23 protein-coding genes, 2 tRNA genes and 1 other annotated feature are annotated in these 25902 nt (G+C 39.9%); of the genes, 3 read left to right on the top strand and 22 right to left on the bottom strand.

What is annotated here, in order from left to right; genetic code table 11:
- Positions 1-238: 238 nt before the first annotated feature.
- From rpmA to SK642_RS04060, 4 genes are all read right to left on the bottom strand, one after another.
- A complete protein-coding gene (gene rpmA / locus SK642_RS04075; protein ID WP_000916509.1) occupies positions 239-532 on the bottom strand; it encodes a 50S ribosomal protein L27 in 294 nt (97 codons plus the stop codon).
- 16 nt (positions 533-548) lie between these two features.
- On the bottom strand, positions 549-893 hold the full coding sequence (locus SK642_RS04070) for a ribosomal-processing cysteine protease Prp (protein WP_000613699.1): 345 nt from the start codon (positions 891-893) through the stop codon (positions 549-551).
- Positions 894-908: 15 nt separating this feature from the next.
- Positions 909-1223, bottom strand: a complete 315-nt coding sequence (gene rplU / locus SK642_RS04065; RefSeq protein ID WP_000109141.1) for a 50S ribosomal protein L21 — start codon at positions 1221-1223, stop codon at positions 909-911.
- Between the two features lie 36 nt (positions 1224-1259).
- Positions 1260-1439 (bottom strand) — a sequence feature (ribosomal protein L21 leader region).
- Positions 1440-1497: 58 nt separating this feature from the next.
- The gene (locus SK642_RS04060; RefSeq protein ID WP_080708930.1) at positions 1498-2202 is read right to left on the bottom strand and encodes a YoaK family protein; all 705 of its coding nucleotides are present in this window, start codon (positions 2200-2202) and stop codon (positions 1498-1500) included.
- A 140-nt stretch (positions 2203-2342) separates the two neighbouring features.
- Here SK642_RS04060 and SK642_RS04055 point away from each other — a divergent pair, with 140 nt between their 5' ends.
- Together SK642_RS04055 and SK642_RS04050 are read left to right on the top strand one after the other, a co-directional pair.
- Complete coding sequence (locus SK642_RS04055) at positions 2343-3326, top strand: Gfo/Idh/MocA family protein (protein WP_033683478.1); 984 nt, start codon at positions 2343-2345, stop codon at positions 3324-3326.
- A complete protein-coding gene (locus tag SK642_RS04050) occupies positions 3316-4398 on the top strand; it encodes a DEAD/DEAH box helicase (protein ID WP_033683477.1) in 1083 nt (360 codons plus the stop codon). Before SK642_RS04055 ends, SK642_RS04050 begins: the two co-directional genes overlap by 11 nt.
- Before the next feature lie 150 nt (positions 4399-4548).
- On the opposite strand, the gene tuf is transcribed toward SK642_RS04050, so the two are convergent.
- Positions 4549-5745 carry an elongation factor Tu gene (tuf, locus tag SK642_RS04045; RefSeq protein WP_033683476.1) on the bottom strand — a complete coding sequence of 399 codons (1197 nt, stop codon included), beginning with the start codon at positions 5743-5745 and terminating at the stop codon, positions 4549-4551.
- A gap of 205 nt (positions 5746-5950) precedes the next feature.
- Entirely contained in the window at positions 5951-7060 is a 1110-nt protein-coding gene (locus tag SK642_RS04040) for an AI-2E family transporter (protein WP_033683475.1), read from the bottom strand.
- Between the two features lie 102 nt (positions 7061-7162).
- Between SK642_RS04040 and pbp3 the strand changes: the two genes are divergently transcribed.
- The gene (gene pbp3, locus SK642_RS04035) at positions 7163-8404 is read left to right on the top strand and encodes a D-alanyl-D-alanine carboxypeptidase PBP3 (protein WP_033683474.1); all 1242 of its coding nucleotides are present in this window, start codon (positions 7163-7165) and stop codon (positions 8402-8404) included.
- 61 nt (positions 8405-8465) lie between these two features.
- Here the strand turns inward: pbp3 and sufB are convergent, their stop codons facing one another.
- From sufB to parC, 16 genes are all read right to left on the bottom strand, one after another.
- Entirely contained in the window at positions 8466-9878 is a 1413-nt protein-coding gene (gene sufB, locus SK642_RS04030) for a Fe-S cluster assembly protein SufB (RefSeq protein ID WP_000797054.1), read from the bottom strand.
- Between the two features lie 60 nt (positions 9879-9938).
- Complete coding sequence (gene sufU / locus SK642_RS04025) at positions 9939-10376, bottom strand: Fe-S cluster assembly sulfur transfer protein SufU (RefSeq protein ID WP_033683473.1); 438 nt, start codon at positions 10374-10376, stop codon at positions 9939-9941.
- On the bottom strand, positions 10363-11589 hold the full coding sequence (locus SK642_RS04020; protein ID WP_033683472.1) for a cysteine desulfurase: 1227 nt from the start codon (positions 11587-11589) through the stop codon (positions 10363-10365). Before SK642_RS04020 ends, sufU begins: the two co-directional genes overlap by 14 nt.
- A 10-nt stretch (positions 11590-11599) precedes the next feature.
- Positions 11600-12862 (bottom strand): Fe-S cluster assembly protein SufD, encoded by a 1263-nt coding sequence (gene sufD / locus SK642_RS04015; RefSeq protein ID WP_033683471.1) that lies wholly within the window; start codon positions 12860-12862, stop codon positions 11600-11602.
- Positions 12863-12889: 27 nt separating this feature from the next.
- A complete protein-coding gene (gene sufC, locus SK642_RS04010; RefSeq protein ID WP_000114489.1) occupies positions 12890-13660 on the bottom strand; it encodes a Fe-S cluster assembly ATPase SufC in 771 nt (256 codons plus the stop codon).
- A 149-nt stretch (positions 13661-13809) separates the two neighbouring features.
- Positions 13810-14004 (bottom strand): DUF3272 domain-containing protein, encoded by a 195-nt coding sequence (locus tag SK642_RS04005; RefSeq protein ID WP_001081602.1) that lies wholly within the window; start codon positions 14002-14004, stop codon positions 13810-13812.
- Between the two features lie 27 nt (positions 14005-14031).
- Entirely contained in the window at positions 14032-15687 is a 1656-nt protein-coding gene (gene dnaX / locus SK642_RS04000) for a DNA polymerase III subunit gamma/tau (RefSeq protein WP_033683470.1), read from the bottom strand.
- Entirely contained in the window at positions 15687-16184 is a 498-nt protein-coding gene (locus SK642_RS03995; protein WP_033683469.1) for a GAF domain-containing protein, read from the bottom strand. The genes dnaX and SK642_RS03995 overlap by 1 nt, the downstream gene beginning before the upstream one ends.
- Before the next feature lie 85 nt (positions 16185-16269).
- Positions 16270-17472: a 30S ribosomal protein S1 gene (gene rpsA / locus SK642_RS03990; RefSeq protein ID WP_033683468.1), complete on the bottom strand. Its 1203-nt coding sequence runs from the start codon at positions 17470-17472 to the stop codon at positions 16270-16272.
- Positions 17473-17633: 161 nt separating this feature from the next.
- Positions 17634-17705 (bottom strand) — tRNA-Gln (locus SK642_RS03985).
- A gap of 9 nt (positions 17706-17714) precedes the next feature.
- Positions 17715-17795 (bottom strand) — tRNA-Tyr (locus tag SK642_RS03980).
- A 49-nt stretch (positions 17796-17844) separates the two neighbouring features.
- Positions 17845-18075 carry a DUF2969 domain-containing protein gene (locus SK642_RS03975; RefSeq protein ID WP_033683467.1) on the bottom strand — a complete coding sequence of 77 codons (231 nt, stop codon included), beginning with the start codon at positions 18073-18075 and terminating at the stop codon, positions 17845-17847.
- A 98-nt stretch (positions 18076-18173) separates the two neighbouring features.
- Positions 18174-20141, bottom strand: coding sequence for a peptide ABC transporter substrate-binding protein (locus SK642_RS03970; RefSeq protein WP_033683466.1), 1968 nt, complete (start codon positions 20139-20141; stop codon positions 18174-18176).
- Between the two features lie 21 nt (positions 20142-20162).
- A complete protein-coding gene (locus SK642_RS03965) occupies positions 20163-21185 on the bottom strand; it encodes a branched-chain amino acid aminotransferase (protein ID WP_033683465.1) in 1023 nt (340 codons plus the stop codon).
- A 141-nt stretch (positions 21186-21326) separates the two neighbouring features.
- A complete protein-coding gene (locus SK642_RS03960; protein WP_080708929.1) occupies positions 21327-23339 on the bottom strand; it encodes a thiol-activated cytolysin family protein in 2013 nt (670 codons plus the stop codon).
- Between the two features lie 63 nt (positions 23340-23402).
- Positions 23403-25883: a DNA topoisomerase IV subunit A gene (gene parC, locus SK642_RS03955; protein ID WP_080708928.1), complete on the bottom strand. Its 2481-nt coding sequence runs from the start codon at positions 25881-25883 to the stop codon at positions 23403-23405.
- Positions 25884-25902: the final 19 nt, after the last annotated feature.

Below are 25902 nucleotides of genomic sequence, written 5' to 3'. Positions count from 1 at the left end.
TTATTACCTTATAAAATTCATTACTAAAAAATTTTTACATCATGCTATTTTTTAATTGTAAAATAAAGTAACCGACAAATTCACTTCTTACATTGGTTTTTAAAATATGGGTATCAGCGTGGGTATCAAAATAAAAAAATAGGCTCTCCGAAAACTCGGAAAGCCTTAGTTTATGCTACTTCTAGCTTCCTCGCCTTTACATTTCAAGGCTCGGGATAAAAAGGTTCACTGGACCTTTTTATTTAGCGATTGGGTAAACAGAAACTTGTTTTTTATCGCGTCCTTTACGTTCAAAGCGTACTACGCCTTCAACTTTAGCGAACAAAGTATCGTCTCCACCACGTCCAACGTTTACACCTGGGTAGATGTGTGTACCACGTTGACGGTAAAGGATTGAGCCACCTGTTACAGTTTGTCCGTCAGCTGCTTTAGCTCCAAGACGTTTCGCTTGTGAATCACGTCCGTTTGATGTAGAACCTCCACCTTTTTTGTGGGCGAAAAGTTGCAAGTTGTTAAGAGTCATTTTTAACATAATGTTTTCCTCCGTGTTAGTTTTCTGTGATAACTCTGGTTTGGACGAACTCAGAAGAGTTCTCCGATAAGTTTGCCATACCTAAGAAAAATGATTCAAAAAATAACTGGGTCATTTCTCTCTGGTGTGAAGGAAGATCTTTTGGAATCTCAACCATCAGATAGCCACCTTCATCTTCGTTTAATTCTAGGATTGGTTCATAGCCTGCAAATTTTTCAATAGAATTGATAAAGTTAATGGCAAGCGTAGAAACCGATGCACACACGACATCTAAGCCGTATTCGCCACTCTCGGCGTGTCCAGTAATTTCCGCACTCCTCAGCTCGCCATCTTCGGCTCTCTCAAAGACTGCTTGTATCATGTGTTCTCCTTAAAATTAAGCGTTGATTGCGTTGATGACAACTTTTGTATATGGTTGACGGTGACCTTGTTTACGGTGGCTACCTTTTTTAGGTTTGTACTTGTAAGTAACAACTTTCTTTTGTTTTCCTTGTTTTTCAACAGTTCCAACTACAGTAGCTCCAGCAACAAGTGGAGTTCCGACAACAGTGTTTTCACCACCAACAAGAACAACTTCGTTAAAAGTAACTTCTTGACCAGCTTCAACGTTCAATTTTTCAACGTAAACTGCTTGACCAACTTCAACTTTAACTTGTTTTCCGCCAGTTTTGATAATTGCGTATGTGCTCATTATGCACCTCCTATGATTTTTATGGGTTTCCCCGAATTTTTTGTGAAGACTCGCCTAGCATCGTGGGACGAACCACTTAAAGGAAGAGCTCTAAGTATAACAAAGAATAAACTAGGAATTGAGCCGAAGACATAACTTATGTTAGGCAAGGCGACAATGACGAAGTTTAAATTTGTTATACGACGAGCAACGATGTTCGTGCGGTTGCACAGGATCGTGCATAGTCAACTCTTCAAGTATAGCATATCTCCTATTTTCTTACAAGTAATAACACCTAAAATGAAGCTTTTTCTTTTACTTTTTTCTGCCACGAGGCAAAAAGCATACTGAGATAAAAAATACTCATCATAATAGGAACACCAAGAATGGTCTTTTCCTGATAAAAAATCGTCAAATAGGCTGAAAAGACAACGCCAAGGACAAAACTACTAAGCAGGCTAACAAATATGAACCCTTCACGCAAAAAAGGAGTGTGCTTGGTTCGGAAATAATCTCCAAAAGCCAGCATGGTCCGCTTGATATTTCCTGTCATAAAGGCATTATTATAAGCAATACCGGACACTTCTCCAAAAGCAGTTGTCACCAGTCCCATACAGAAGGCCAAGGGTGGTACTAGATAGATATTATCCACAGTCTGAGGCACAAAACCAATAACTATTGATAAGATTGCCAAAGGAATCAGTGACAGAATCGGTTTTTTCACAATTCTCAATTTTTCCTTATAAACAGTTAATAAAAAGATCCCCATCATAAAAGCTAGCAAGGTGAGAACCTTGTCCCTAACATCTGAAACATTATTCTGGATTAATTCTACTGAAAGAAAGACGACATTCCCAGTTTGTCCAGCTACAAGAGTATTCCCTCGCACAATAAAAGTATAGGCGTCTACATATCCTGCACAAAAAGTCAAAAAAAGCGCTAGCCTCTTAGACTGACGTGATATTTTTCTTATAGGTAATAACCTCATTTTCCCTCCCATTCATTTACTCATCTCATTATTGTACCACTTTCTTTGGAAAAGACCTAGTAGCTTATTTGAAATTTTTTACCCTCTGTTGGATAGTCCCGTCTATCTATGTTATAATGAAAGAAGGATTTGAAATCGGAAAAGGAGTAACTATGCTTAAATTAGGTGTCATCGGAACAGGGGCTATCAGCCATCACTTCATAGAAGCAGCCCATACCAGTGAAGAATACCAGTTGGTCGCAGTCTATTCTAGAAAACTAGAAACTGCAGCAACCTTTGCTTCTCACTATCAGGATATCCAACTCTTTGATCAATTAGAGGACTTCTTCAAGAGCTCTTTTGATGTAGTCTATATTGCTAGTCCAAACTCCTTGCATTTTGCTCAGGCAAAAGCTGCCTTGTCTACTGCTAAACACGTTATTCTTGAAAAGCCAGCTGTCACGCAGCCACAAGAATGGCTGGATTTGATTCAAACAGCTGAGAAAAATCACTGTTTTATCTTCGAAGCAGCTCGTAATTATCACGAGGAAGCTTTCACAACTATCAAAAATTTCTTAGCAGACAAGCAAGTGTTAGGGGCAGATTTCAACTATGCCAAGTATTCTTCCAAGATGCCGAACTTATTGGCTGGACAGACACCTAACGTCTTTTCAAACCATTTTGCTGGAGGAGCCCTTATGGATTTGGGGATTTATCCCCTCTACGCTGCCGTTCGTCTCTTTGGAAAAGCTAAGGATGCAACCTATCAGGCTCAACAGCTTGACAATAGTATTGACCTAAATGGTGACGGAATCCTCTTCTACCCAGACTATCAAGTTCATATCAAGGCTGGAAAAAACATCACTTCCAATCTCCCTTGCGAGATTTATACAACAGATGGTACCTTGACCCTCAACACCATCGAACATGTCAGCTCAGCTATTTTTACCGACCATCAAGGCAATCAAATCCAACTCCCTATCCAACAGGCTCCTCATACGATGACTGAGGAAGTCGCTGCATTTGCACAGATGATCCAGCAACCAGACCAGACACTCTACCAGACTTGGCTGGACGATGCAGGCTCTGTTCATGAGCTACTATATACCATGCGCCAGACTGCTGGCATTAGATTTGAGGCAGAAAATGAAAACTAAACTACCGACTGAATGGCAAGAACTGAGCGACCAACTCGGTTTCCAAGAATTTACCCCCATTCAAACTCAACTATTTGATCCCCTTCTTGCAGGAGAAAATCTTCTAGGAGTGAGCCCAACAGGAACTGGTAAGACCCTAGCTTACCTCCTACCAAGTCTTCTCCGACTACAAAAGAAAAAAGCGCAACAACTCTTGATTCTAGCACCAAACACGGAACTTGCTGGACAGATTTTTGATGTATGTAAAACGTGGGCAGAAGCCATCGGTTTGACAGCCCAACTCTTCCTATCGGGTTCAAGTCAGAAACGTCAAATTGAACGCCTCAAAAAAGGACCAGAAATTCTGATTGGAACCCCTGGTCGTATCTTTGAGTTGATTAAATTGAAAAAAATCAAGATGATGAATGTAGAAACCATTATCCTGGATGAATTTGATCAATTGCTAGATGATTCTCAGATTCACTTTGTCGAGAAAATCACCCACTACGCACCTCGTGACCACCAACTCATCTACATGAGTGCGACAACCAAGTTTGACCAAGAAAAGATTGCGCCTAATACACGTACCATTGACCTCTCTGACCAAAAATTGGACAACATTCAACATTTCTATATGCAGGTATATCAACGTCACCGAGTGGATATGCTACGAAAACTGGCTCATGTAGAGGATTTCCGCGGACTAGTCTTTTTTAACAGCCTGTCAGATCTAGGAAGTGCAGAAGAAAAACTACAATATCGTGATATCTTGGCTGTTTCTCTAGCGAGTGATGTCAATGTTAAATTTAGAAAAGTCATCTTAGAAAAGTTTAAAGACAAGCAACTAACCCTACTTCTTGCAACTGACCTTCTGGCTCGTGGAATTGATATCGATAGCCTCGAATGTGTTGTAAACTTTGATGTCCCTAGAGATATCGAGACCTACACCCACCGTGCTGGCCGTACTGGCCGTATGGGCAAGGAAGGTTATGTTATCACTCTCGTCACTCATCCAGAAGAAATCAAAAAACTCAAAAAATTTGCAAGCTTACATGAAATTGTCTTGAAAAACCAAGAACTATATATCAAATGAAGCCCCATTTGCTCTATACACACCAAGTGTATGGAGCTTTTTTGTAAGCAATTCTTCAATTTTAGTTCAATACCAGAAAAAAGAACCTTGCAAAGCAAGATTCTTTTAGTGTCTGACTTAAATAATTGTTCTTCTGGGAACTAAATCGAATTAAGCTTCGATTTCTGTAACCATACCTGAACCAACAGTACGTCCACCCTCACGGATAGAGAATGTAGTACCTTGTTCTACGGCGATTGGGTGGATCAACTCAACGTCGATTGTCACGTTATCACCAGGCATTACCATTTCAGTACCTGCTGGAAGTTCGATTGAACCTGTAACGTCAGTAGTACGGAAGTAGAATTGTGGACGGTAGTTGTTGAAGAATGGAGTGTGACGTCCACCTTCTTCTTTAGTAAGGATATAAACTTCACCTTTGAATTTAGTGTGTGGGTTGATTGAACCTGGTTTAGCGATAACTTGTCCACGTTCGATTTCATCACGTTGAACACCACGAAGAAGGACACCTACGTTATCTCCTGCAAGACCTTCGTCAAGTTGTTTACGGAACATTTCAACACCAGTTACAACTGCTTTATGAGTTTCTTCTTTAAGACCAACGATTTCGATTTCGTCGTTGACTTTAACAACACCACGGTCGATACGTCCTGAAGCAACTGTACCACGTCCAGTGATTGAGAATACGTCTTCGACTGGAAGAAGCAATGGTTTGTCAGTGTCACGTTCTGGTTCTGGGATGTACTCATCAACTGTGTTCATCAATTCCATAACGATATCTTCGTATTTAGAGTCACCTTCAAGAGCTTTAAGAGCTGAACCTTGGATAACTGGAAGATCGTCACCTGGGAAGTCGTATTCTGACAAGAGGTCACGGATTTCCATTTCAACCAATTCAAGCAATTCTTCGTCGTCAACCAAGTCAACTTTGTTCATGAAGACGATAAGGTGTTTAACACCAACCTGACGTGAAAGAAGGATATGCTCACGAGTTTGTGGCATTGGTCCGTCAGTTGAAGCTACTACAAGGATAGCTCCGTCCATTTGAGCAGCACCAGTGATCATGTTTTTAACGTAGTCCGCGTGTCCTGGAGCGTCGATGTGAGCGTAGTGACGTTTTTCAGTTTCGTACTCAACGTGCGCAGTGTTGATTGTGATACCGCGTTCGCGTTCTTCTGGAGCAGCATCGATAGACGCATAGTCTTTAGGTTGGTTAACTGATGAAGGCAAGCGACGTGCCAAAACAGTTGTGATAGCTGCAGTTAGGGTAGTTTTACCGTGGTCAACGTGTCCGATAGTACCAATGTTAACGTGCGGTTTACTACGATCGTATTTTTCTTTTGCCATTTGAGTAAAAGCCTCCAATAAAATATATTTTATAGATAGACAGTAGGCAATACAGTCTAACTTTCCTTACTATTTTATCAAATTTCAGCTAAATTGCAAGTGTTTTACAAAGTTTTTGTGAATTATTCTTAATCTGCTAATCTAAACGACACTTCTACTCCTATCACTTAGCTAAACAAAAAGAAAAATCAGGAATTCCTGACTTTTACTTAGCTAATTCTCTTTCTCGTTCTTTCATTATTTTATGATTTTCATACAAACGTGATAAAAACTTAGAAATTTCTTTTAAGATAGAATAAGTTGGTACTGCGACAATCATACCAATGACGCCATAGATGTTACTTGATAATAAAAGTAATACTAAAATCGTAATTGGATGAACCTTCATCACTCCGCCAACGATTCGAGGGTAAAGGATGTTCCCATCCACTTGTTGAATGATCAACATGTAAATAACTGCAATCAGCATTCTATGAGGATCAGTAAAGACATTTGCGATAATCATTGGAATCAAACCAATACTTGGTCCCACATACGGAATGAGATTGGCTAATCCTGAAAAGATGGCGAAGACCAAAGCGTATTTTAAACCGATCACGCTATATCCGATAAAGGCCAAACAACCAATAATAATCGCATCAATGGCGACTCCACTAATATATCGAGCAATTGTCGCATTCAAATTTTTTAAGAGGCCTACAATATGCAACTTATCTCTCTTTAAAACAGTACGTTCAAGCATCGGTAAAAATTTGTGACCATCTAACAAAAAATAAACCAAAAATACAGGTGTCATGATAATAATTAAAACAGTACTAAAGAGAGCTGATAGGATACTTCCGACACTATTGGTCACACTATTTAGTATATTTTGTAAAATATCTACATAAGAAAGATTTAACTGTTGAATAGTCGCTTGGATATCCAAATTTTGAAAAGCTGGATAAGTAGATAAATCCAAAATCAAATCTTGTAAACGGCTGTAGATAGTCTGGCTAGTCGCAATCAAGCTGGTCAACTGATTGACCAAAATCGGTAAGAGATAGACTACCCCAATAACTAGCCCCCAAACCAAGGCACACAAAGTTAGTAGAATACCAATGATACGATTAATTTTGAAATACTTTTGTAAAAAACTAACAAAGGGATTGGTCAAATAATATAAAAAACTACCTAGAAGAAAGGGAATCATTATGGTGTTTGCGACACTTACAAAAGGCGTTATAATCCCACCCATCTGTCTCCATAAATAAAAGATGATGGTTAATAATAAAATCTCACTGGTCCAAAAAAATAATTTATTCTTACGAAACATGGGGTACCTCCATTCATCTATTTTACCACACTTTCAAAAAAGCTTCTTTCTTCTATCGTGAAACTGGGAATATTTTTTTCTTTATGTTAGAATAAACTTACTATGAAAAAAATCATTTTAACTCTACTAAGCTTATCTGTGATTGGGTCAGCATCTACTGTTGCTGCTCAAGATTTTAATATTGCTGCAAAACATGCAATTGCCGTTGAGGCAAATACTGGAAAAATACTTTATGAAAAAGATGCAACTCAGCCAGTCGAAATCGCTTCTATTACAAAATTAATTACAGTTTATCTTGTCTATGAAGCCTTGGAAAACGGAAGTATTTCGCTATCTACCCCAGTAGATATTTCTGAATATCCTTACAAATTAACAACTAATTCTGAAGCAAGTAACGTCCCTATGGAGGCTCGTAATTATACCGTCGAACAACTACTGGAAGCAACACTAGTATCTAGCGCTAACAGTGCAGCCATTGCTCTAGCTGAGAAAATTGCTGGCTCAGAAAAAGATTTCGTCGATATGATGCGGGCAAAACTCTTGGAATGGGGAATTCAAGATGCTACTGTTGTCAATACAACTGGTCTGAACAATGAGACTCTAGGGGATAACATTTACCCAGGCTCTAAAAAAGATGATGAAAACAAGCTCAGTGCTTATGATGTTGCTATCGTTGCTCGTAACCTCATCAAAAAGTACCCACAAGTCTTGGAAATCACCAAAAAACCATCTTCTACTTTTGCTGGAATGACAATCACTTCAACAAACTACATGTTAGAAGGCATGCCTGCTTACCGTGGTGGTTTTGATGGACTGAAAACAGGAACAACAGACAAAGCTGGAGAGTCTTTTGTTGGTACTACTGTCGAAAAAGGAATGAGGGTTATCACAGTTGTTTTGAATGCAGATCATCAAGCCAATAATCCTTACGCTCGTTTCACAGCTACATCTTCACTAATGGATTATATCTCTTCTACATTCACACTTCGCAAAATCGTTCAAAAAGGCGAGGCCTACCAAGATAGCAAAGTCCCTGTACAAGACGGAAAAGAAGATACAGTCACTGCTGTTGCCAAAGATGATATCTCTCTAATTGAACGTGTTGGGAATCAATCTTCCCAATCTGTTCAATTCACACCTGATTCCAAAGCAATCCCAGCACCACTTGAAGCTGGAACAGTGGTTGGCCATTTAACTTATGAAGACAAGGACTTGATTGGTCAAGGTTACATTACCACTGAACGTCCTAGTTTCGAAATGCTAGCAGAAAAGAAAGTTGAAAAAGCCTTCTTCTTAAAAGTTTGGTGGAATCAGTTTATCCGCTTCATCAACGAAAAATTATAAAAAAATCGCGATTTTAAACCGCGATTTTTTTACTATTTCTTAGTTCTACTAAAATATAACTTTATCCAACTGATCCTTCCATTTCATAGCTAATCAAGCGGTTAAGCTCAACAGCATACTCCATTGGAAGCTCTTTTGTGAAGGGTTCTACAAATCCCATAACAATCATCTCAGTTGCCTCAGATTCTGACAATCCACGGCTCATGAGGTAATAGAGTTGTTCTTCAGAAATCTTAGATACCTTAGCTTCGTGTTCCAAAGCGACTTGTGAGTTGTGAATTTCATTAAATGGAATAGTATCTGATGCTGACAAGTCATCCATGATAATAGTATCACACTCGATGTGAGAGACAGATTTTTTAGAGTTCTTATTAAAGGTTACCTGTCCACGGTAGTCAACCTTTCCTCCGCCTTTAGCGATGGATTTAGAAACAATAGACGAGCTAGTATGTGGAGCATTGTGAATCATCTTAGCACCCGTATCTTGGTGTTGCCCTGCATTAGCAAAGGCAATAGAAAGCATAGTACCACGCGCCCCTTCTCCATCAAGGTAAACAGATGGGTATTTCATAGTAGTCTTTGCACCCAAGTTACCATCAATCCACTCAACCGTGGCATCCTTTTGAGCCTTAGCACGCTTAGTAACCAAGTTATAAACGTTATCAGACCAGTTTTGGATGGTTGTATAACGCATATAAGCACCATCTAAGGCAAAAATTTCTACGATGGCAGCATGCAAGCTGTTACTTGAATATGTTGGTGCCGTACATCCTTCTACGTAATGGACGCTTGCTCCCTCATCAACGATAATCAAGGTACGTTCGAACTGACCTGTATTTTCGTTGTTGATACGGAAATAAGTTTGAAGCGGAATATCTACCTTAACACCTTTTGGTACGTAGATAAAGGTTCCACCTGACCATACTGCTGAGTTCAGGGCAGCCAACTTGTTATCAGTCGGCGGTACCAACTTCGCAAAGTATTGTTTAAACAAGTCTGGGTATTCCTTGAGGGCAGAATCTGTATCTGTAAAGATAATCCCCAATTTTTGGAACTCTTCCTTCATGTTGTGGTAAACCACTTCTGACTCGTACTGGGCAGAGGCACCTGCTAGATAAGCACGCTCAGCTTCAGGAATCCCGATACGCTCAAAGGTTTCTTTGATTTTTTCAGGAACTTCATCCCATGAACGGGCTGGTTTATCAGATGGTTTTTGATAGTAAATCAAGTCATCAAAGTCAATCTCTGACAAATCTGCTCCCCAAGTCTGCATTGGCATTTTTTTGAAGGTTTCATAAGACTTCAAACGGAATTCTAACATCCACTCAGGTTCTCCCTTAGCAGCTGATAATTCGCGAATGACATCTTCGTTCAATCCTTTTCCTGTCGATAGGACAGGCTCTACATCGTCATGGAAACCAAATTTATATTCACCAAGATCAATTGGTTTTGGTTCTACTCTTTCTTCAGCCATAATATCCTTTCCTTTATTCTTCATTTCTACTGATTCATAAGACAAAAGAAACTTGTCTTACTAATTTTCTTGATTTTCAATTGTTTTCTTCAGGGCATTCCAAGCTAGGGTTGCACACTTAATTCGTTGAGGGAATTTAGCAACACCTGACAAGAAGGCTGCATCTCCAAGACTATCTTGTCTGTCATCTTTTTGCCCTTGAACCATTTCAGAAAAAATAGTCGCAAGTTCTAAAATTTCTTGTTTGGTTTTTCCTAAAACTGCGTCCGTCATCATACTAGCAGAGGCAGTTGAGATGGTACAGCCTGAGTTTAGAAAAGCGATATCCTCCAAACGATCATCTGCATCAAACTTGACAGAGAGGTTGATGACATCTCCACAGGTCGGATTGTTGAGACTGATTTGCTCAGCATCTTCCAACTTCCCTTGGTGATGTGGATTTTTCGAATGGTCCGCTACCACTGCCATATAAAGGCTATCTAGTTTAGAAAGTGCCATTGAAAAACTCCTTTGTCTTTTGTAGGGCATCGACCAACTTGTCGCAATCTGCCTTGGTATTGTAGATATAAAAACTTGCACGAGCTGTTGCTGGAACTTCCAAATACTGAAGCAAGGGTTGCGCACAGTGGTGACCTGCTCGAACAGCCACTCCTTCATAATCCAAAGCAGTCGCAAGGTCGTGAGGATGAAGGTCGCCTAGGTTAAAAGCAATGACACCTGAACGTTGAGCCAAGTTCTGCGAACCATAAATGGTCAATCCTTCAATCGCCTGCAGTTTCGGATAGACGTATGAAATCAATTCCTGCTCATGAGCTTCAATGGCATCCATACCAATCTTTTCCAGATAATCCACTGCTGCTGCAAGTCCAATAGCACCTGCCATATTGGGCGTTCCAGCCTCAAATTTCCAAGGCAATTCTTTCCAACTAGCAGATTGCTCATAGACGAAATCAATCATCTCACCGCCAAATTCAACTGGTGACATTTGTTCCAGATACTTCTCTTTGCCGTAAAGGACACCAATACCAGTTGGACCCGCCATCTTGTGACCTGAAAAGGCGAAGAAGTCCACATCCAAGTCCTGAACATCAATCTTCATATGGGGTGTAGATTGAGCACCATCTACCACCATGATTGCTCCAACTTGGTGGGCCATTTGAGTAATTTCCTTAATTGGATTGATCACTCCAAGAACATTAGAGGCATGAGCTAGCGAAACAAACTTGACATTGTCCGTCAATTTAGCTCGCAAGTCATCCATATCCAAGGCACCGTCCTTGAGATAAACATAGACCAGCTCTGCTCCAGTCTTGCGACAGGCTTCCTGCCAAGGAATAATATTGGAATGGTGTTCCATGATAGAAATCAAGACCTGGTCTCCCTCAGTCAGGATTTCCTCAGCAAAGCGCGCCACCCAGTTAAGACTGGTTGTCGTTCCTCTAGTAAAGAGAACTTCCTTTGTAGAGCCTGCATTGATAAACTTACGAATGGTTTCACGGGCAGCTTCATAAGATGCTGTCGCCCTTTCAGCCAAGGTATGAACGCCACGATGAACATTGGCATTGTCGTTCTCATAGTAGCGGTTAATCGTCTCCAGAACTGCTAGTGGTTTTTGTGTCGTCGCAGCATTGTCCAGATAGACCAGAGGTTCATCGTTAACAATCTGGTCTAAAATCGGAAAATCCTTGCGAATCGCTTCTACATCTATCATAGGCTACCCCTTAGCGTTTTGACAATTTTTCTTCAATAGTTGCAATCATTTCATCACGAACTTCTTTGACTGGTATCTCAACGATAACAGATCCAAGGAAACCACGAACAACCAAACGTTCTGCAGTTGCCTTATCCAGACCACGGCTCATGAGGTAGTACATATCTTCTGGATCCACCTGACCGATAGAAGCCGCGTGTCCTGCAGTTACGTCATTTTCATCAATCAAAAGAATTGGATTGGCATCTGAACGCGCTTGATCTGAAAGCATGAGAACACGACTCTCTTGTTGCGCATCGGCTCCCTTAGCACCCTTGATGATATGACCGATACCGTTGAAGGTCAAAGTTGCTTTTTCAAGGATAACCCCATGCTGGAGGATATTTCCGATTGAGTTGCAACCATAGTTAGTCACACGAGTATCAATCCCTTGAATCTGACGTCCACTTGAAAGAGCTACCACTTTTAGGTCGGCATGGCTACCGTTACCAATCAGGTCGCTATCAAAGTCAGCAACGACGTTTCCTTCGTTCATAACACCAATCGCCCAGTCAATGCTTGCATCGTTGCCCAATTTACCTCGACGGCTAATGTAGGCAGTGACGTTTTCACCTAAACGGTCAATAGCCGCAAACTTCACTTGCGCACCAGAACGTGCAATTACTTCTACTGTGATATTAGCAGTTGCTTTGGCACTTCCTTCACCGCGTGACTCTAAACGTTCCAGATAACTAATCTTAGAATTTTTACCAGCGATAATCATAATATGCTTGTTAAACGGCACATCACTATCGCTGTCTTGATAGAAAATTCCTTCGATTGGTTCTTTAATCTCAACATTATCAGGAATGTAGAGAACAGCACCACTGTTGAAATAAGCTGTATGGTAGGCTGCCAACTTGTCATCGTCATACTTAACAGATGACATGAAGAATTCCTCAATAAGCTCTGGAATTTCTTCTAAAGCTGAGTGGAAGTCTGTAAAGACGACACCCTGTTCAGCCAACTCAACTGGAATTTGCTCAAAAACAGTTTGAGTTCCTACTTGAACCAATTTCAAGTGGTTATCTAGTGCAGTGAAATCTGGAACATTTGCTGATGGCTCACTTTCTATAATCGTTCCATCACCCAGATTCCAACGGTGGAATTTGACACGCTCAATAACCGGTAATTCTAAACTCTCAATCTTATCAAAAGCTTTTTGACGGAGGTCAGCCAACCAGCTTGGTTCAGCGTGCATTTCTGAAAAAAGTTTAATATTTTCTTTAGTCATTTACTTCTCCTAAAAGATACGAGGGAATTACAATTCTTCCTTGTAGTCGTAGCCAAGTTCTTCAGCTAGTTTTGCGTATCCTTCACGTTCCAAACGCGCAGCCAATTCTGGACCACCAGAAAGGACAACACGACCTTCCATCATGACGTGTACCACATCAGGTGTGATGTAGTTCAAAAGACGTTGGTAGTGAGTGATAATCATAGCACCAAAGCCTTCCCCACGCATGGCATTCACACCTTTAGACACAACTTTAAGGGCATCAATATCAAGACCAGAGTCAATCTCGTCCAAAAGGGCAAATGTTGGTTCCAACATCAAGAGTTGAAGAATTTCATTACGTTTTTTCTCACCACCAGAGAAACCTTCGTTGAGGTAACGCTCAGCCATTTCTTCTTTCATGTTGAGCAATTCCATCTTCTCATCCAATTTAGTGATAAACTCACGAACTGAAATCTTCTCATCGTCTTCTTTACCAGCATTCATGGCTGCACGAAGAAACTCAGCGTTAGTAATTCCAGGAATTTCTGATGGGTATTGCATAGCAAGGAAAAGTCCCATACGCGCACGCTCGTCTACTTCCAATTCAAGAATGTTGACGCCGTCAAACAAGACTTCACCTTTGGTAACTTCATAGTTTGGATTTCCCATGATAGCGGCAGAGAGAGTCGATTTACCCGTACCATTTGGCCCCATGATAGCGGCTATTTCACCTGTTTTCAGGGTCAGGTTAACCCCTTTTAAAATTTCTTTTCCTTCAATCTCAACGTGAAGATCTTTGATCTCTAATACTGACATGATAGTTCCTTTCTTTTTCAAGGCCTTTACAATACTTACTAGAAACATACTTGATTTCCCTAGAAAACACGGTAAAAGGTCAATAAATATACTTTTATAGTATAACAAAAAAAGCCTAAAAGGCTTTGATTTTGTCTAGAAGCTGAGGACTAGTCTTTTCCTTTCAAGTGCTGGTCAATGACATCTACTATTTTCCCCATCAAGTAACTGACTCGAAAATTTCTAAAGAGCAAAATGGCCCAAAAGGCTGCCATAATATAGCGACCAGTCATCCAGGCTTCATTAAAAAAATAGGTCTCAGCAGCTGTAAACAGCGCGATGATAATAAATTGTTGTCTATTCATAAACTTATTGTATCATGAAATCTTTCTTTAGTCTTCCTCTACCTTCACTTTATCTGCCAAAAATTCAAATCCTTCTGGAATCAGGCTTTCTTCTGCTTCTTTTTCAGTTTGAGAAGATTTGGCTTTGGCTGAAAAGGCTGCGCGAACTTCTTTCCATTCTTCCATAGAAATAGCTAAAATCTCAGGTGAAAAACCTGCTGCTTGACTTAGAATGTTGCCAAACATGGTGTTGAGATTGTCTCGTTTCATGGTTTGACCAGCATTGAAGTTAGACTCAAAAGCAAGAATAGCGTGGTGTTCATTGGCCGCAACTGGTTGAGATCCAACTAGCAGAGCCTTATCAGGACCTCCAAGACTTTCAATCACCTCTCCCCAGGCATTCTGTAAACGAATCAGATTTTGACGTGCTAAATCAGGATTTTCGACGGCCTCTTGTAAGATAGATTGAACTTTATTGCGATCTACACGATAGACTGTTTTGCCTGCCGCTGGACGACTAGGCGCTGGACTAGTTGGCTTGGCTACAGTTCCCACATTGGCGAGTTCTTGTTTGAGACGGGCAACTTCCTGTCTCAGCGTAGCAATTTCATTTTCAACCGCCCCTGAAAGAGCTGGTTCAGGCTCAATCTCTGCCAATCGAATAGTCATCATCTCAGCATAAATCTTTAGCTGTAAACTAGACTTAATATCTGCTAAACTGACTGTCGCCAAGCGAATCATTTCAAACAGATTTTCTTGAGGAAGTGCCAAGTTTTCTACAAAGACTGGACTATGATGAGTGTTTTCTCCACCTGTTTGAACAATTAACAAATCTCTTAAATAGTGCAAAAGATCGGTCACAAAACGAGTCATGCTCTTACCATTCTCAAAGAGAAGATTTAAGCAAGACAAGGCTTTGGGAACATCCTGTTGAGATAAGGCAGACACATAATCATCCAAGGCTGACAGACTAATAGTTCCTGTAATTTCTTCAGAGATAGCAGTCGTCAATTCATTTCCCTGTGTCAAACTCAGCGCTTGATCCAAAATAGACAAGGCATCTCGCATTCCACCTTCAGCCCGTCTGGCAATGATTTCCACAGCCTCTGGTTCAGAACTGATATTTTCTTTGTCTAAGATATAGTGGATATGTTCCTTAATATCTTGTGTCTTAATTGATTTAAATTCAAAACGTTGCACACGGGATAGAATAGTCGCAGGAATCTTGTGCAATTCCGTTGTAGCTAAAATAAAGACCACATTCTGTGTTGGCTCTTCCAACGTCTTTAGGAGAGCATTAAAAGCCCCTGTAGACAACATGTGAACCTCATCTATTATATAAACCTTATAACGGGCAAGGCTAGGGGCGTAGGTAGATTTATCACGAATTTCACGGATTTCATCGACCCCATTATTAGAAGCCGCATCCATTTCAATGACATCTTCTAAACTACCATCTGTCACTGCTTGACAAATATAGCAGTTATTACAAGGTTCACCACCCACTTGATTGGGACAATTCATAGCTTTAGCAAAAATTTTAGCTACACTGGTTTTTCCCGTCCCACGAGGGCCAGAAAAAAGATAAGCATGACTTATTTTCTCTTGCTCCACCGCTTGTTTAAGAGTCTTAGCAACAACTTCTTGACCAACCAACTGGGAGAAATTTTGACTTCTATATTTTCGATAAAGTGCTTGATACATTAGGCTTTCTCCTCAAACATTGTAAAGTCCCATTCTGTCTTTTCAAGCAAAATAGCGACAAATTGTTCCAAATAATCTCGATCCATAGCATCATAATCATCAATCTCTGAAGAATCCATATCCAGAACTCCAAGTAATTGACCATTCTTAGCCATCGGAACAACAATTTCACTTTTAGCTCGACTATCACAAGAAATATAGTTGGGATAGGTTGTTACATCACCAACCAGAACAGTTTCCTGAAAGTGAGCTGCCTCACCGCAAACTCCCTTTCCAAGTGCAATACGGATGCAGGAAACACCTCCTTGGAAGGGACCTAAAACCAATTCCTTTCCATCGAACAGATAAAAGCCTGCAAATACGGTATTAGGAAAACGTGATTTTAGAAGAGCACTGGCGTTGGAAAGATTAGCCAAAACATTGGTTTCGCCTTCCAATAAAAAAGAGAGCTCTTCATTTAACATTTGATAACGTGATTGTTTTTCTGATTCTAACATAGAACTATTATATCAAAAAAGGCTTGCAGACAAAAGAAAAATCCCTTGTTTAGAAAACAAAGGATTTTGTGAATTTTCAATTTGATTAAAGTTCGATATCACCGAACAAGTCAGCCATTGAGAATCCTGTTTGTGTTTCTGGAAGTTCGAAATCACGTTTTTCTTGACGTTTTGGACGACGTGGACGTGGAGCACGTTTTTCTTCTTTTTGTCCTTCTTCTTGAGCTGGACGCTCTTCAAGAGCTTTGATAGAAAGTGATACGCGCTCTGCATCTGCGTTAACTTCAAGAACTTTAACTTGAACTTCTTGACCAACTTTAAGAGCTTCTTTTGGATTTTCAATACGTTTGTGTGAAATTTGTGATACGTGAACAAGTCCATCGATACCTGGCAATACTTCAACAAATGCACCGAAGTCAGTCAAACGTTTAACTGTTCCTTCTACTACATCACCTTTAGCCAATTTTTGCTCAACGCCATCCCATGGTCCAGGTGTTGTTGCTTTAAGTGAAAGTGATACACGTCCTTCTTCTTCGTTAAGATCAAGGATTTTCACTTCAATTTCTTCACCAACAGTTACAACTGATTTTGGTGAAACGTTACGTTCATGTGACAATTCAGTCAAGTGAACCAATCCGTCAACACCACCAAGGTCGATGAAAGCACCGAAGCTTGTGATACGTGCAACTTTACCAGTTACTACATCACCAACAGCCAACTTACCGAATACTTCAGCGCGAGCTGCTACTGTAGCTGCTTCAACAACTTCACGACGTGAAAGGATGAAGCGGTTTTCTTTAGCGTCAACTTCTTTGATTTTAGCATCAAATTCTTGACCTACAAAACGCTCAGTGTTACGTACGAAACGAGTATCCAACATTGAAGCTGGGATAAATCCACGAACACCTTCAAATTCTACTGAAAGTCCACCTTTAACGGCACGAGTTCCTTTAACAGTAACAACTTCTTCTTCGCGACCAACAAGTTTGTCCCATGCTTTGCGAGCTTCAAGGCGTTTTTTAGATACAAGGTATGTAACTGTATCAGTATCTTTACCAACTACTTGACGAAGTACAAGAACATCCAATACTTCTCCTACTTTAACAAAGTCATTGATATCTGCATCGCGATCGTTTGTCAATTCGCGAAGAGTCAAGACACCTTCAACACCAGTTCCAGAGATTGCAACGTTAGCTTGAGTCGCATCAACTGTCAATACTTCAGCACTAACAACATCACCAGTCTCAACTTGGCTAACGCTATTTAGCAAATCTTCAAATTCGTTCATCTAAAAAATCCTCCAACAATCAAGTTTTTCTTAAACTTGACATACTTATAATTTTTTTCCTAAGCACCCGCAAGGACATGTTCATATCGTTCACGTCTTTCAATTATAAAAATAAAATACCCTAAGATATTTTGCTTTTTATCTTGATCATTACCTAAGAACTGGGGTAGCTGGATTCGAACCAACGCATGAGGGAGTCAAAGTCCCTTGCCTTACCGCTTGGCTATACCCCATTGATAAAATGGAGAGAGAGGGATTCGAACCCCCGAACCCGAAGGAGCGGATTTACAGTCCGCCGCGTTTAGCCTCTTCGCTATCTCTCCTATAATCAACATGGACTATTATATCATGAAAATTTCAAAAAAACAAGACTTATTTTGCTAAATTATAATTTTCAATCAAAATTTCCACAGCTTTTTCCAATTTTTTATAAAAACTATCGACATTCCCATTCTTTATGATGGCAAATTGTCCATCTAATTCGGCAATTTCTCCAATAATTTTTTTACCGATAGTCAATGTATAACCTTCAAAACTGTCTTTTCCTACATTAACTTTGGCATCTGCTACTTGAATTTCAATTTTTTTATCTTTCTTACTCATTTCATACCTCTCTTCACTTTTTCTATTTTACAAGAAAATCCAAAAACTAGCAAGAAAAAACTCTATATCATTCCGTGTCTGATATAGAGTTTTCTGCTTTATTTAATGTGTTTTTCTAGTTCTTTTTGGTACTTACCGTTTGATTCCAATTTTTCTTTTTGCCATTTTTTCAGTGCTTCTTCATATTCTTTTGTTGTAACGATATCTTTTTGCAATTTCATTCCTTTAAAGATATATGGGTCACCCTTAATACCAACTTGTGAGTATGGTTTTGAGAATGGCACTACATTACTTACAACTGGAGAACCACCAGATGAGGCTGTTGGCATCAATAATGAACTATCTGTCAACCAAGCTTGAGCCTTGGCATATTTTTCATAGCGCTCTTCAAGATTCGTAGTTTCTGAATCTGCATCATCCAATAATTTCTTATATTGGTCCAAACCAAGTTTAGCTACAACATCCTTATCTTTTCCTTTAGTGATACCAAGGTGTTTCATAGCAGAACCTGATTTAGGATCCATGATAGTTAAATAAGATGCTGGGTCTTGATAGCTTGGAGCCCATCCTGTACTGTTCAAATCATAGTCTTTTTGAGAAGGAACACGCGCTTGTGAAGTGATTGTTTCCTTTTCATTATCTGTCATTTGAAGAACATCGATGACAACATTTTCAGCACCAAGAGTTGATTCGATTGACTGTTTGAAAGAGTTACTTTGTTGAACGGCGATGGTATCTGTTTGTTCAACTGGAACATCCAAGTGAATTGGGAAGGTTACCCCTTTAGATTCCAAGTCTTTCTTAGCTTTTTCAAAGGCAACTTTAGCCTTGTCAGGGTTGTAGATAGAATCCTTACCATCAACTAGCTCGACACCTTTCCATTGGTCACCATAGTTCACCAACTCAGCTTGAGCAATTTGACCAAAGTTCTTACCGCCTGCTTGTACAAAGTTGTCAGGAACGAGACTGTTACGAATAATCTTGTCCGCACCGTCTTCACCATTTAGCTGGGCAGCGTAAGAATGGCGGTTGAAGGCAAAGTTGATAGCCTGACGGAAATCCTTATTCAACATAGCTTCTTTTGTAGAAGTCTTTTGTTCTTCACTTGTTTTCGCAGTTTTATTGTATGACTGACGATTTACGTTAAAAGTGAAGTAATAGCTACTTGAATCCTGTGGACTATAAGTAATTTTATCTCCGTATTGTTCCAAAGTTGAAGCAAAGTTTGAACTACTTGGGAAGAGACGGGCTGTTGTGTAGGCACCAGAAGAGAAGCTTCGAATCAATGATTCCTGATCTGAACCATCGTAGTAGGTCAATTTGATCTTCTCGATTTTTACATTTTCTTTATCCCAGTAATTTGGATTTTTCTCGTATTCAATCAACGATTTAGAAGTCAAGGTCTTCAAGAAATAAGGACCATTATAGAGAATTCCCGCTGGAGTCACTGCTCCATAATCTTTACCTGATGCCTTCAGAAACTCTTCATTTACAGGTAACATCGTTGCTGTTGTAACTTTAGAATTCCAAAAGCTTTCTGGTTTGTTTAGGGTATATTCGACTGTGTAATCGTCCAAAGCCTTGACACCAACTGTAGAGAAATCATTGGTTTCACCAGTCATGTAGGCATCCAAGCCCTTGATTGAATTTTGAATAAGAGAGACACCGTCTGACTTGCCATCAGCTACGTGTTTTAGTCCTGTCACAAAGTCATGGGCTGTTACTTCTGCGTATTCTTCACCCTCAGAAGTGTACCATTTCACTCCTTTACGAAGTTTATAAGTATAAGTCAACCCATCTTTTGACACAGACCAATCTTCAGCCAAGGAAGGAATAACATTTCCGTATTGGTCGTTTTCCATCAAACCATCAATAACATTTCCAATAACGTCTGTCGTCGATGTCCGAGTCGCTATACTGTAGTCCAAAGATGCTGGATCTACTGCATAGACATATGAAAATGTTGTCGGTGCATCTGCTTCTTTATCAGCTTTTCCACAAGCTACTAAAAAAGCTGTTGTGCTCAGGACCACTCCTGCTGTTAAGAGCCACTTTTTCGATTTCATAAAAATCTCCTTTTGTTTATTTTAATCTACTTTTACAATCCATCCTTCTGGCGCTTCAATATCACCAAACTGAATACCTGTCAATTCATCATAGAGTTTACGAGTCACAGGCCCAACTTCTGTCTCACTATAGAATACATGGAAATCATCACCGTGTTGAATTCCACCAATTGGTGAAATCACTGCTGCTGTACCACAGGCACCTGCCTCTACAAAACGATCAAGATTATCAATTGGTACATCTCCTTCAATAGGAGTTAAGCCCAAACGATGTTCTGCCAAATAAAGCAAAGAATACTTAGTAATAGATGGCAAGATAGATGGACTCAATGGTGTTACAAATTCATTGTCAGCTGTAATTCCAAAGAAGTTAGCTGAACCGACTTCTTCAATCTTTGTATGAGTTGATGGGTCTAGGTAGATAACATCTGAGAAATGGCGTGATTTAGCCAATTTCCCTGGCAAGAGACTGGCAGCATAGTTCCCACCAACCTTAGCCGCACCCGTACCATTTGGAGCGGCACGGTCGTATTCATCCTGAATCAAGAAGTTGGTTGGAACCAAACCACCCTTAAAGTAATTACCAACTGGCATAGCAAAGATGGTGAAAATGTATTCCTCTGCTGGTTTTACTCCGATAATATCTCCTACTCCAATCAAAAGTGGACGAAGATAAAGGGTTCCACCTGTTCCATATGGTGGTATGTATTCTTCATTCGCGCGGACAACTTCCTTACAAGCTTCTACAAACATGTCTGTCGGAACTTGTGGCATCAAGAGACGATCACAAGTGCGTTGCAAACGTTTAGCATTTTCGTCAGGACGGAAAAGTTGAACACTACCATCTTTAGTACGATAAGCTTTCAAACCTTCAAATGCTTGTTGACCATAGTGAAGACTTGGAGAAGACTCTGAAATATGTAAGGTTGCATCCTCTGTAAGCTCTCCTTGATTCCATTGTCCATTTTTAAAATGAGCAATATAGCGATAAGGTAATTTCATATAGGAGAAACCAAGGTTTTCCCAATCAATCGTTACTGTCATATTCCACTCCTTATTCTAAAAACTTATTTCTTTTATTCTACACTATTTTTCTAAAATAGCAAGCATATTTTGTAATTTTCAGAAAATTTCTTCAATAAAAAGAACCAGCTCTGAGAACTGATTCTTCTTACAAGTGAGAAATTAATTATTTTCAACTTTTTCATCGTATTTTGGTCTTAGTGTTGTACCTGAGTTAATAATTGTACGTTTTTGAACAAGAGGAAGGTCTGTACGATTATAAACTGTACGCCATGGTTCCCAAACAAGACCTGTTTTTTCTTGAATCTTCACTCGTAGGTTACGTACATTTCCTTTAAATTGAAGTTCAGTTTGGAAGCCAGCTGTTCTGTTTTTACCATTATCTTCCCATTGACGTGAGCGAATACTTTCAATTCCATCCTTATCATAAGTTACTTCATCCCAGTAAACATAGTAACGAGCAATATAGGCTCCCTTATGTTGTAAATTAAGATAACCATTTTTGTATGAAGTCACTTTAGTTTCAATGTAGTCTGTGTTACTTTGAATTGTGGCTACTTGATTATCTTTCAAGAATGCAGTCTTGTAAGAAATTGGAACAGCAGGGTTTTGTGTACTGAAAGTAGCTCCTTCTTGAATCAATTTCTTCAAATCTTCTATTGTACCTGTCACAACACGTGCAGCACCATCAACATTTCCACCTACGATTGAAACGGTTACAGTTGTATTCTTCAAGACACGCGCCCATTCAGATTCAGCTTTAATAGGTACTCCCTTAATTACAGCATTGATGGCTGCTTTCAACTCTGTACTCTTGCTTGTTGTTTCAAATTTGACATACATTTGACGTCCGTATGAAACGCTTGACACGTATACAGGAGGTGTTTTATCATCAATTCCACGTGCTTTCAATTGATCAACCGATACTCCTGGGGCAAATACATCTGATGGATTTTTTGGAGCATCAAAGTTAGCAGTATAGTAAATTTGTTTAAAATCAACAACTTCAACTTGTTTTTCACCCTTGTTCACAGCCTCAAAGTCAATTTTCAAATTAACACCGACTTTTTCAAAATCACTTCCGAATTTTGCTTTCAATTGATTCATGCTGTAAGCAGAAGTTGATTCGTACTGCATACGTGCTGGAGCAGGATTTTTTGCAGCATATTTTTCATGCCAACGGTTTAACAAGGTATTCACACCTTCCTGCATACCACTTGCAGTTGGATTAGCATCTACATAGCTATCTCCGCCTACCATTCCTGGTAGATCAACACTAATTCTACCTTTGCTACGATCTAAACTAATTTGTTGTGGTTTATTTTCTAGAAGGTCTTGATTTGCTTTAAACAAAGCACCTAGGAAAATATCTCCGTTTCCATTAATAGCAACATCAGCGTGACCACTGGAAAGGTTTTTCTTCACTTTTTCTACAACCACAAATTCATTTCCTTGTTGTTTTGTGCTTGTATTCGTGTAATTTTCTATTGCCTCGCCTCGTCTAGTTAAAATATTTGTTTTATCATAATTCAAGCCAAACAAATAGTTATTTAGTTCTGCAGTATAATCTGTTTTAACTTTGTTTTCTGTTTTCTTACTTGCTACTACTTTTTCTTCTTTTACAGAACGATATACTTCAACTTCTGCTAAACTAAGTGGAGTTTTAGATTTATTTAATTCAATTTTTACATATCGTGCAGCAACTCCTGAGAATTGAACATCAACTGTTGGTTGATTGTTTAAGCTATCTACATGTTGACGAGCCACTTCATTTCCAGCTTTATCCAACAAAATAACATCAAAATTAGATAAACGATTTGCTACATCCCCATCTCCACGATTGTAGATACGAACAGTTCCTACTGATTCTTCTTTCTCTAAATCAACTTTCCACCAAGAATGATCTTGAAAATCTGTATGGGTAACGGAACGGTGGCTCCATGCGTTATCACGATTGCCATCAACTGCTCTAGAAGCATCTCCGCCATAGGCAATTGAACTTTGACTTGCAGGTTTGTGAGCAGCAATGTTTTCACCAGAAACTGTAGCTACACTTGGCTCTGTAGCTTTTACTACATTTGATTGAAAAATTAGTCCAGAACCTAGTAAAAATGTTGCAATGACAACGCCACATACTCCAATACTACGCTTACTAATCCCTTTATTTTTAATCATACAAAACTCCTTTAGCATAAAAACTATACTTAATTCGCTATTATTATAGCAAAAACACAGATATTAATCAATCGTTTTCTTGTCTATTTCATAACTATATAAATAAGCCTCAAAAACTTCTTCATCTGAAATCGTGTCAGAGATGAAGCTACCGTTGCTAGTTCGTTCTGACAAATTCAAGTCTTGCAATCGGCTTTCATAGACAGTTCCTTTGTTGGATTGAACAAGCAGAATTTGATCATTTTCTTCTACTTCCGTACTAAAGAGGTCACCAACGAAGTCTTGCTCGGCAACTGCTCCTGCCAAGAAAACTCGATGTGGTTTATTTTTTAACTCACGTAAAACTTGTAATCCTCGTTTGGCACGACTGGTTGCTGGAATTTCCTCAATAGAAACACGTTTCAAGCTTCCACGCTGAGTCAAGAGGTAGAAGGATGAAGTATTACAGATAAAGGCCGATTGGAGGACATCATCTTCTTTCAGGTTCATAGCCTTAACACCTGCAGCCTTGGCACCCACAACCGGAACCTCTTCTATGTTAAAGCGCAGGGCATAACCGTTTCGACTTATCAAGAGAACATCATCTAGTTTAATTGGAGCCACTGCTACAATCTGGTCTGTCTCGTCTTTGAGCTTAGCATACTTGACCGACTTAGACTTGTAGGTCCTCCATGGAGTGAATTCTTTACGTTCTACACGTTTGATTTGACCGAGACGAGTGGCTGCAAAATAGGTTGTCGCATCATCAAACTGATCCACTACTTCCACATAAAGGATTTCTTCATTCGTTTCAAAGTTTGTAATGGTCTGGCTCAGATGCTCTCCGATATCCTTCCAGCGAATATCTGCCAATTCATGGATTGGTCGATAGATGACATTTCCAAGACTTGTGAACATCAAGAGGTGCTGAGTTGTCTTGGCAACTTGCACAAAAATCAAACGATCATCATCACGTTTGCCAATTTCTTCCAGCGTTGAAGCCGCAAAGGAACGTGGACTAGTACGCTTGATGTAACCTGCCTTGGTCACGCTGACATAGGTATCTTCCTCAGCGATAAGACTAGCTGTATCAATCTCGATTGCTTTCGCAGTGTCTTCTAAAGAACTCAAACGCGGAGTTGCAAATTTCTTCTTGACCTCACGAAGTTCTTTCTTCATAAGATTGTACATAGTCCGTTCATCACCGATAATCGCCGCAAGCATGGCAATCTTTTCACGAAGTTCTGCTTCTTCTTCCTGCAAGACAACCACGTCTGTATTGGTCAAACGGTAAAGTTGCAAGGTTACAATAGCCTCAGCCTGCTCTTCTGTAAAATCATAGCTGACCTTGAGGTTTTCCTTGGCGTCAGCCTTATTCTCAGAAGCACGGATAAGGGCAATAACTTCATCCAGAATTGAAATAACCCGAATCAAACCTTCCACGATATGGAGACGCTTCTCAGCCTTTTCCTTATCAAAGCGGGAACGTGCCAAAATCACTTCACGACGGTGGGCGATGTAGCTAGACAAAATTGGGACAATCCCAACCTGACGAGGCATGAAATTGTCAATCGCCACCATGTTGAAGTTATAATTGATTTGTAGGTCAGTGTATTTAAATAGATAGTTTAGAACAAGCTCCGTGTTAGCGTCTTTCTTGAGTTCAATCGCAATACGAAGACCATCACGGTCAGATTCGTCCCGAACCTCAGCAATACCTGCTACCTTGTTATTGACACGAACATCATCGATTTTCTTGACTAGATTGGCTTTATTGATTTCATAAGGAATCTCGGTGATAACGATTTGTTCCTTACCACCTTTTAGCTTTTCAATCTCAGTCTTGGAACGAACAACTACACGCCCTTTCCCAGTTTCATAGGCCTTCTTGATTTCATCACGACCCTGAATGATTCCTCCAGTCGGAAAATCTGGCCCTGGCAAGAATTCCATGAGCTTTTCAATCTTGGCAGTAGGATGATCAATCATGTAGACTGTAGCATCGATAACTTCAGCCAAATTATGTGGTGGAATATCTGTGGCATAACCAGCTGAAATACCTGTAGAACCATTGACTAAGAGGTTTGGAAAAGCCGCTGGTAAGACAGTTGGTTCTTTCTCGGTATCGTCAAAGTTCCAAGCAAAAGGAACTGTCTTTTTGTCGATATCCTGAAGAAGATAGCCTGCAATCTCAGACAAACGCGCCTCAGTATAACGCATAGCTGCAGGCGGATCTCCGTCCATAGAACCGTTATTACCGTGCATTTCAACTAGAATCTCACGATTTTTCCAGTCCTGAGACATACGGACCATGGCATCATAGATGGAACTGTCACCGTGTGGGTGGAAATTCCCCATGATATTCCCGACTGACTTAGCCGATTTACGGTAGCTCTTGTCAAAAGTATTGCCATCCTTATTCATCGAATAAAGAATGCGACGCTGAACCGGCTTGAGCCCATCACGAATATCTGGCAAAGCACGGTCTTGAATAATGTATTTGGAGTAGCGACCAAAGCGCTCTCCCATGATGTCCTCAAGGGACATGTTTTGAATGTTAGACATAATAATTCTCTTTTTAGTG

The organism is Streptococcus mitis, assembly GCF_000722705.1.
Classification (GTDB): Bacteria; Bacillota; Bacilli; order Lactobacillales; family Streptococcaceae; genus Streptococcus; species Streptococcus mitis_P.
Note: the sequence above shows the minus strand (reverse complement) of the source record. Positions and strands in the feature narration are given on the sequence as shown.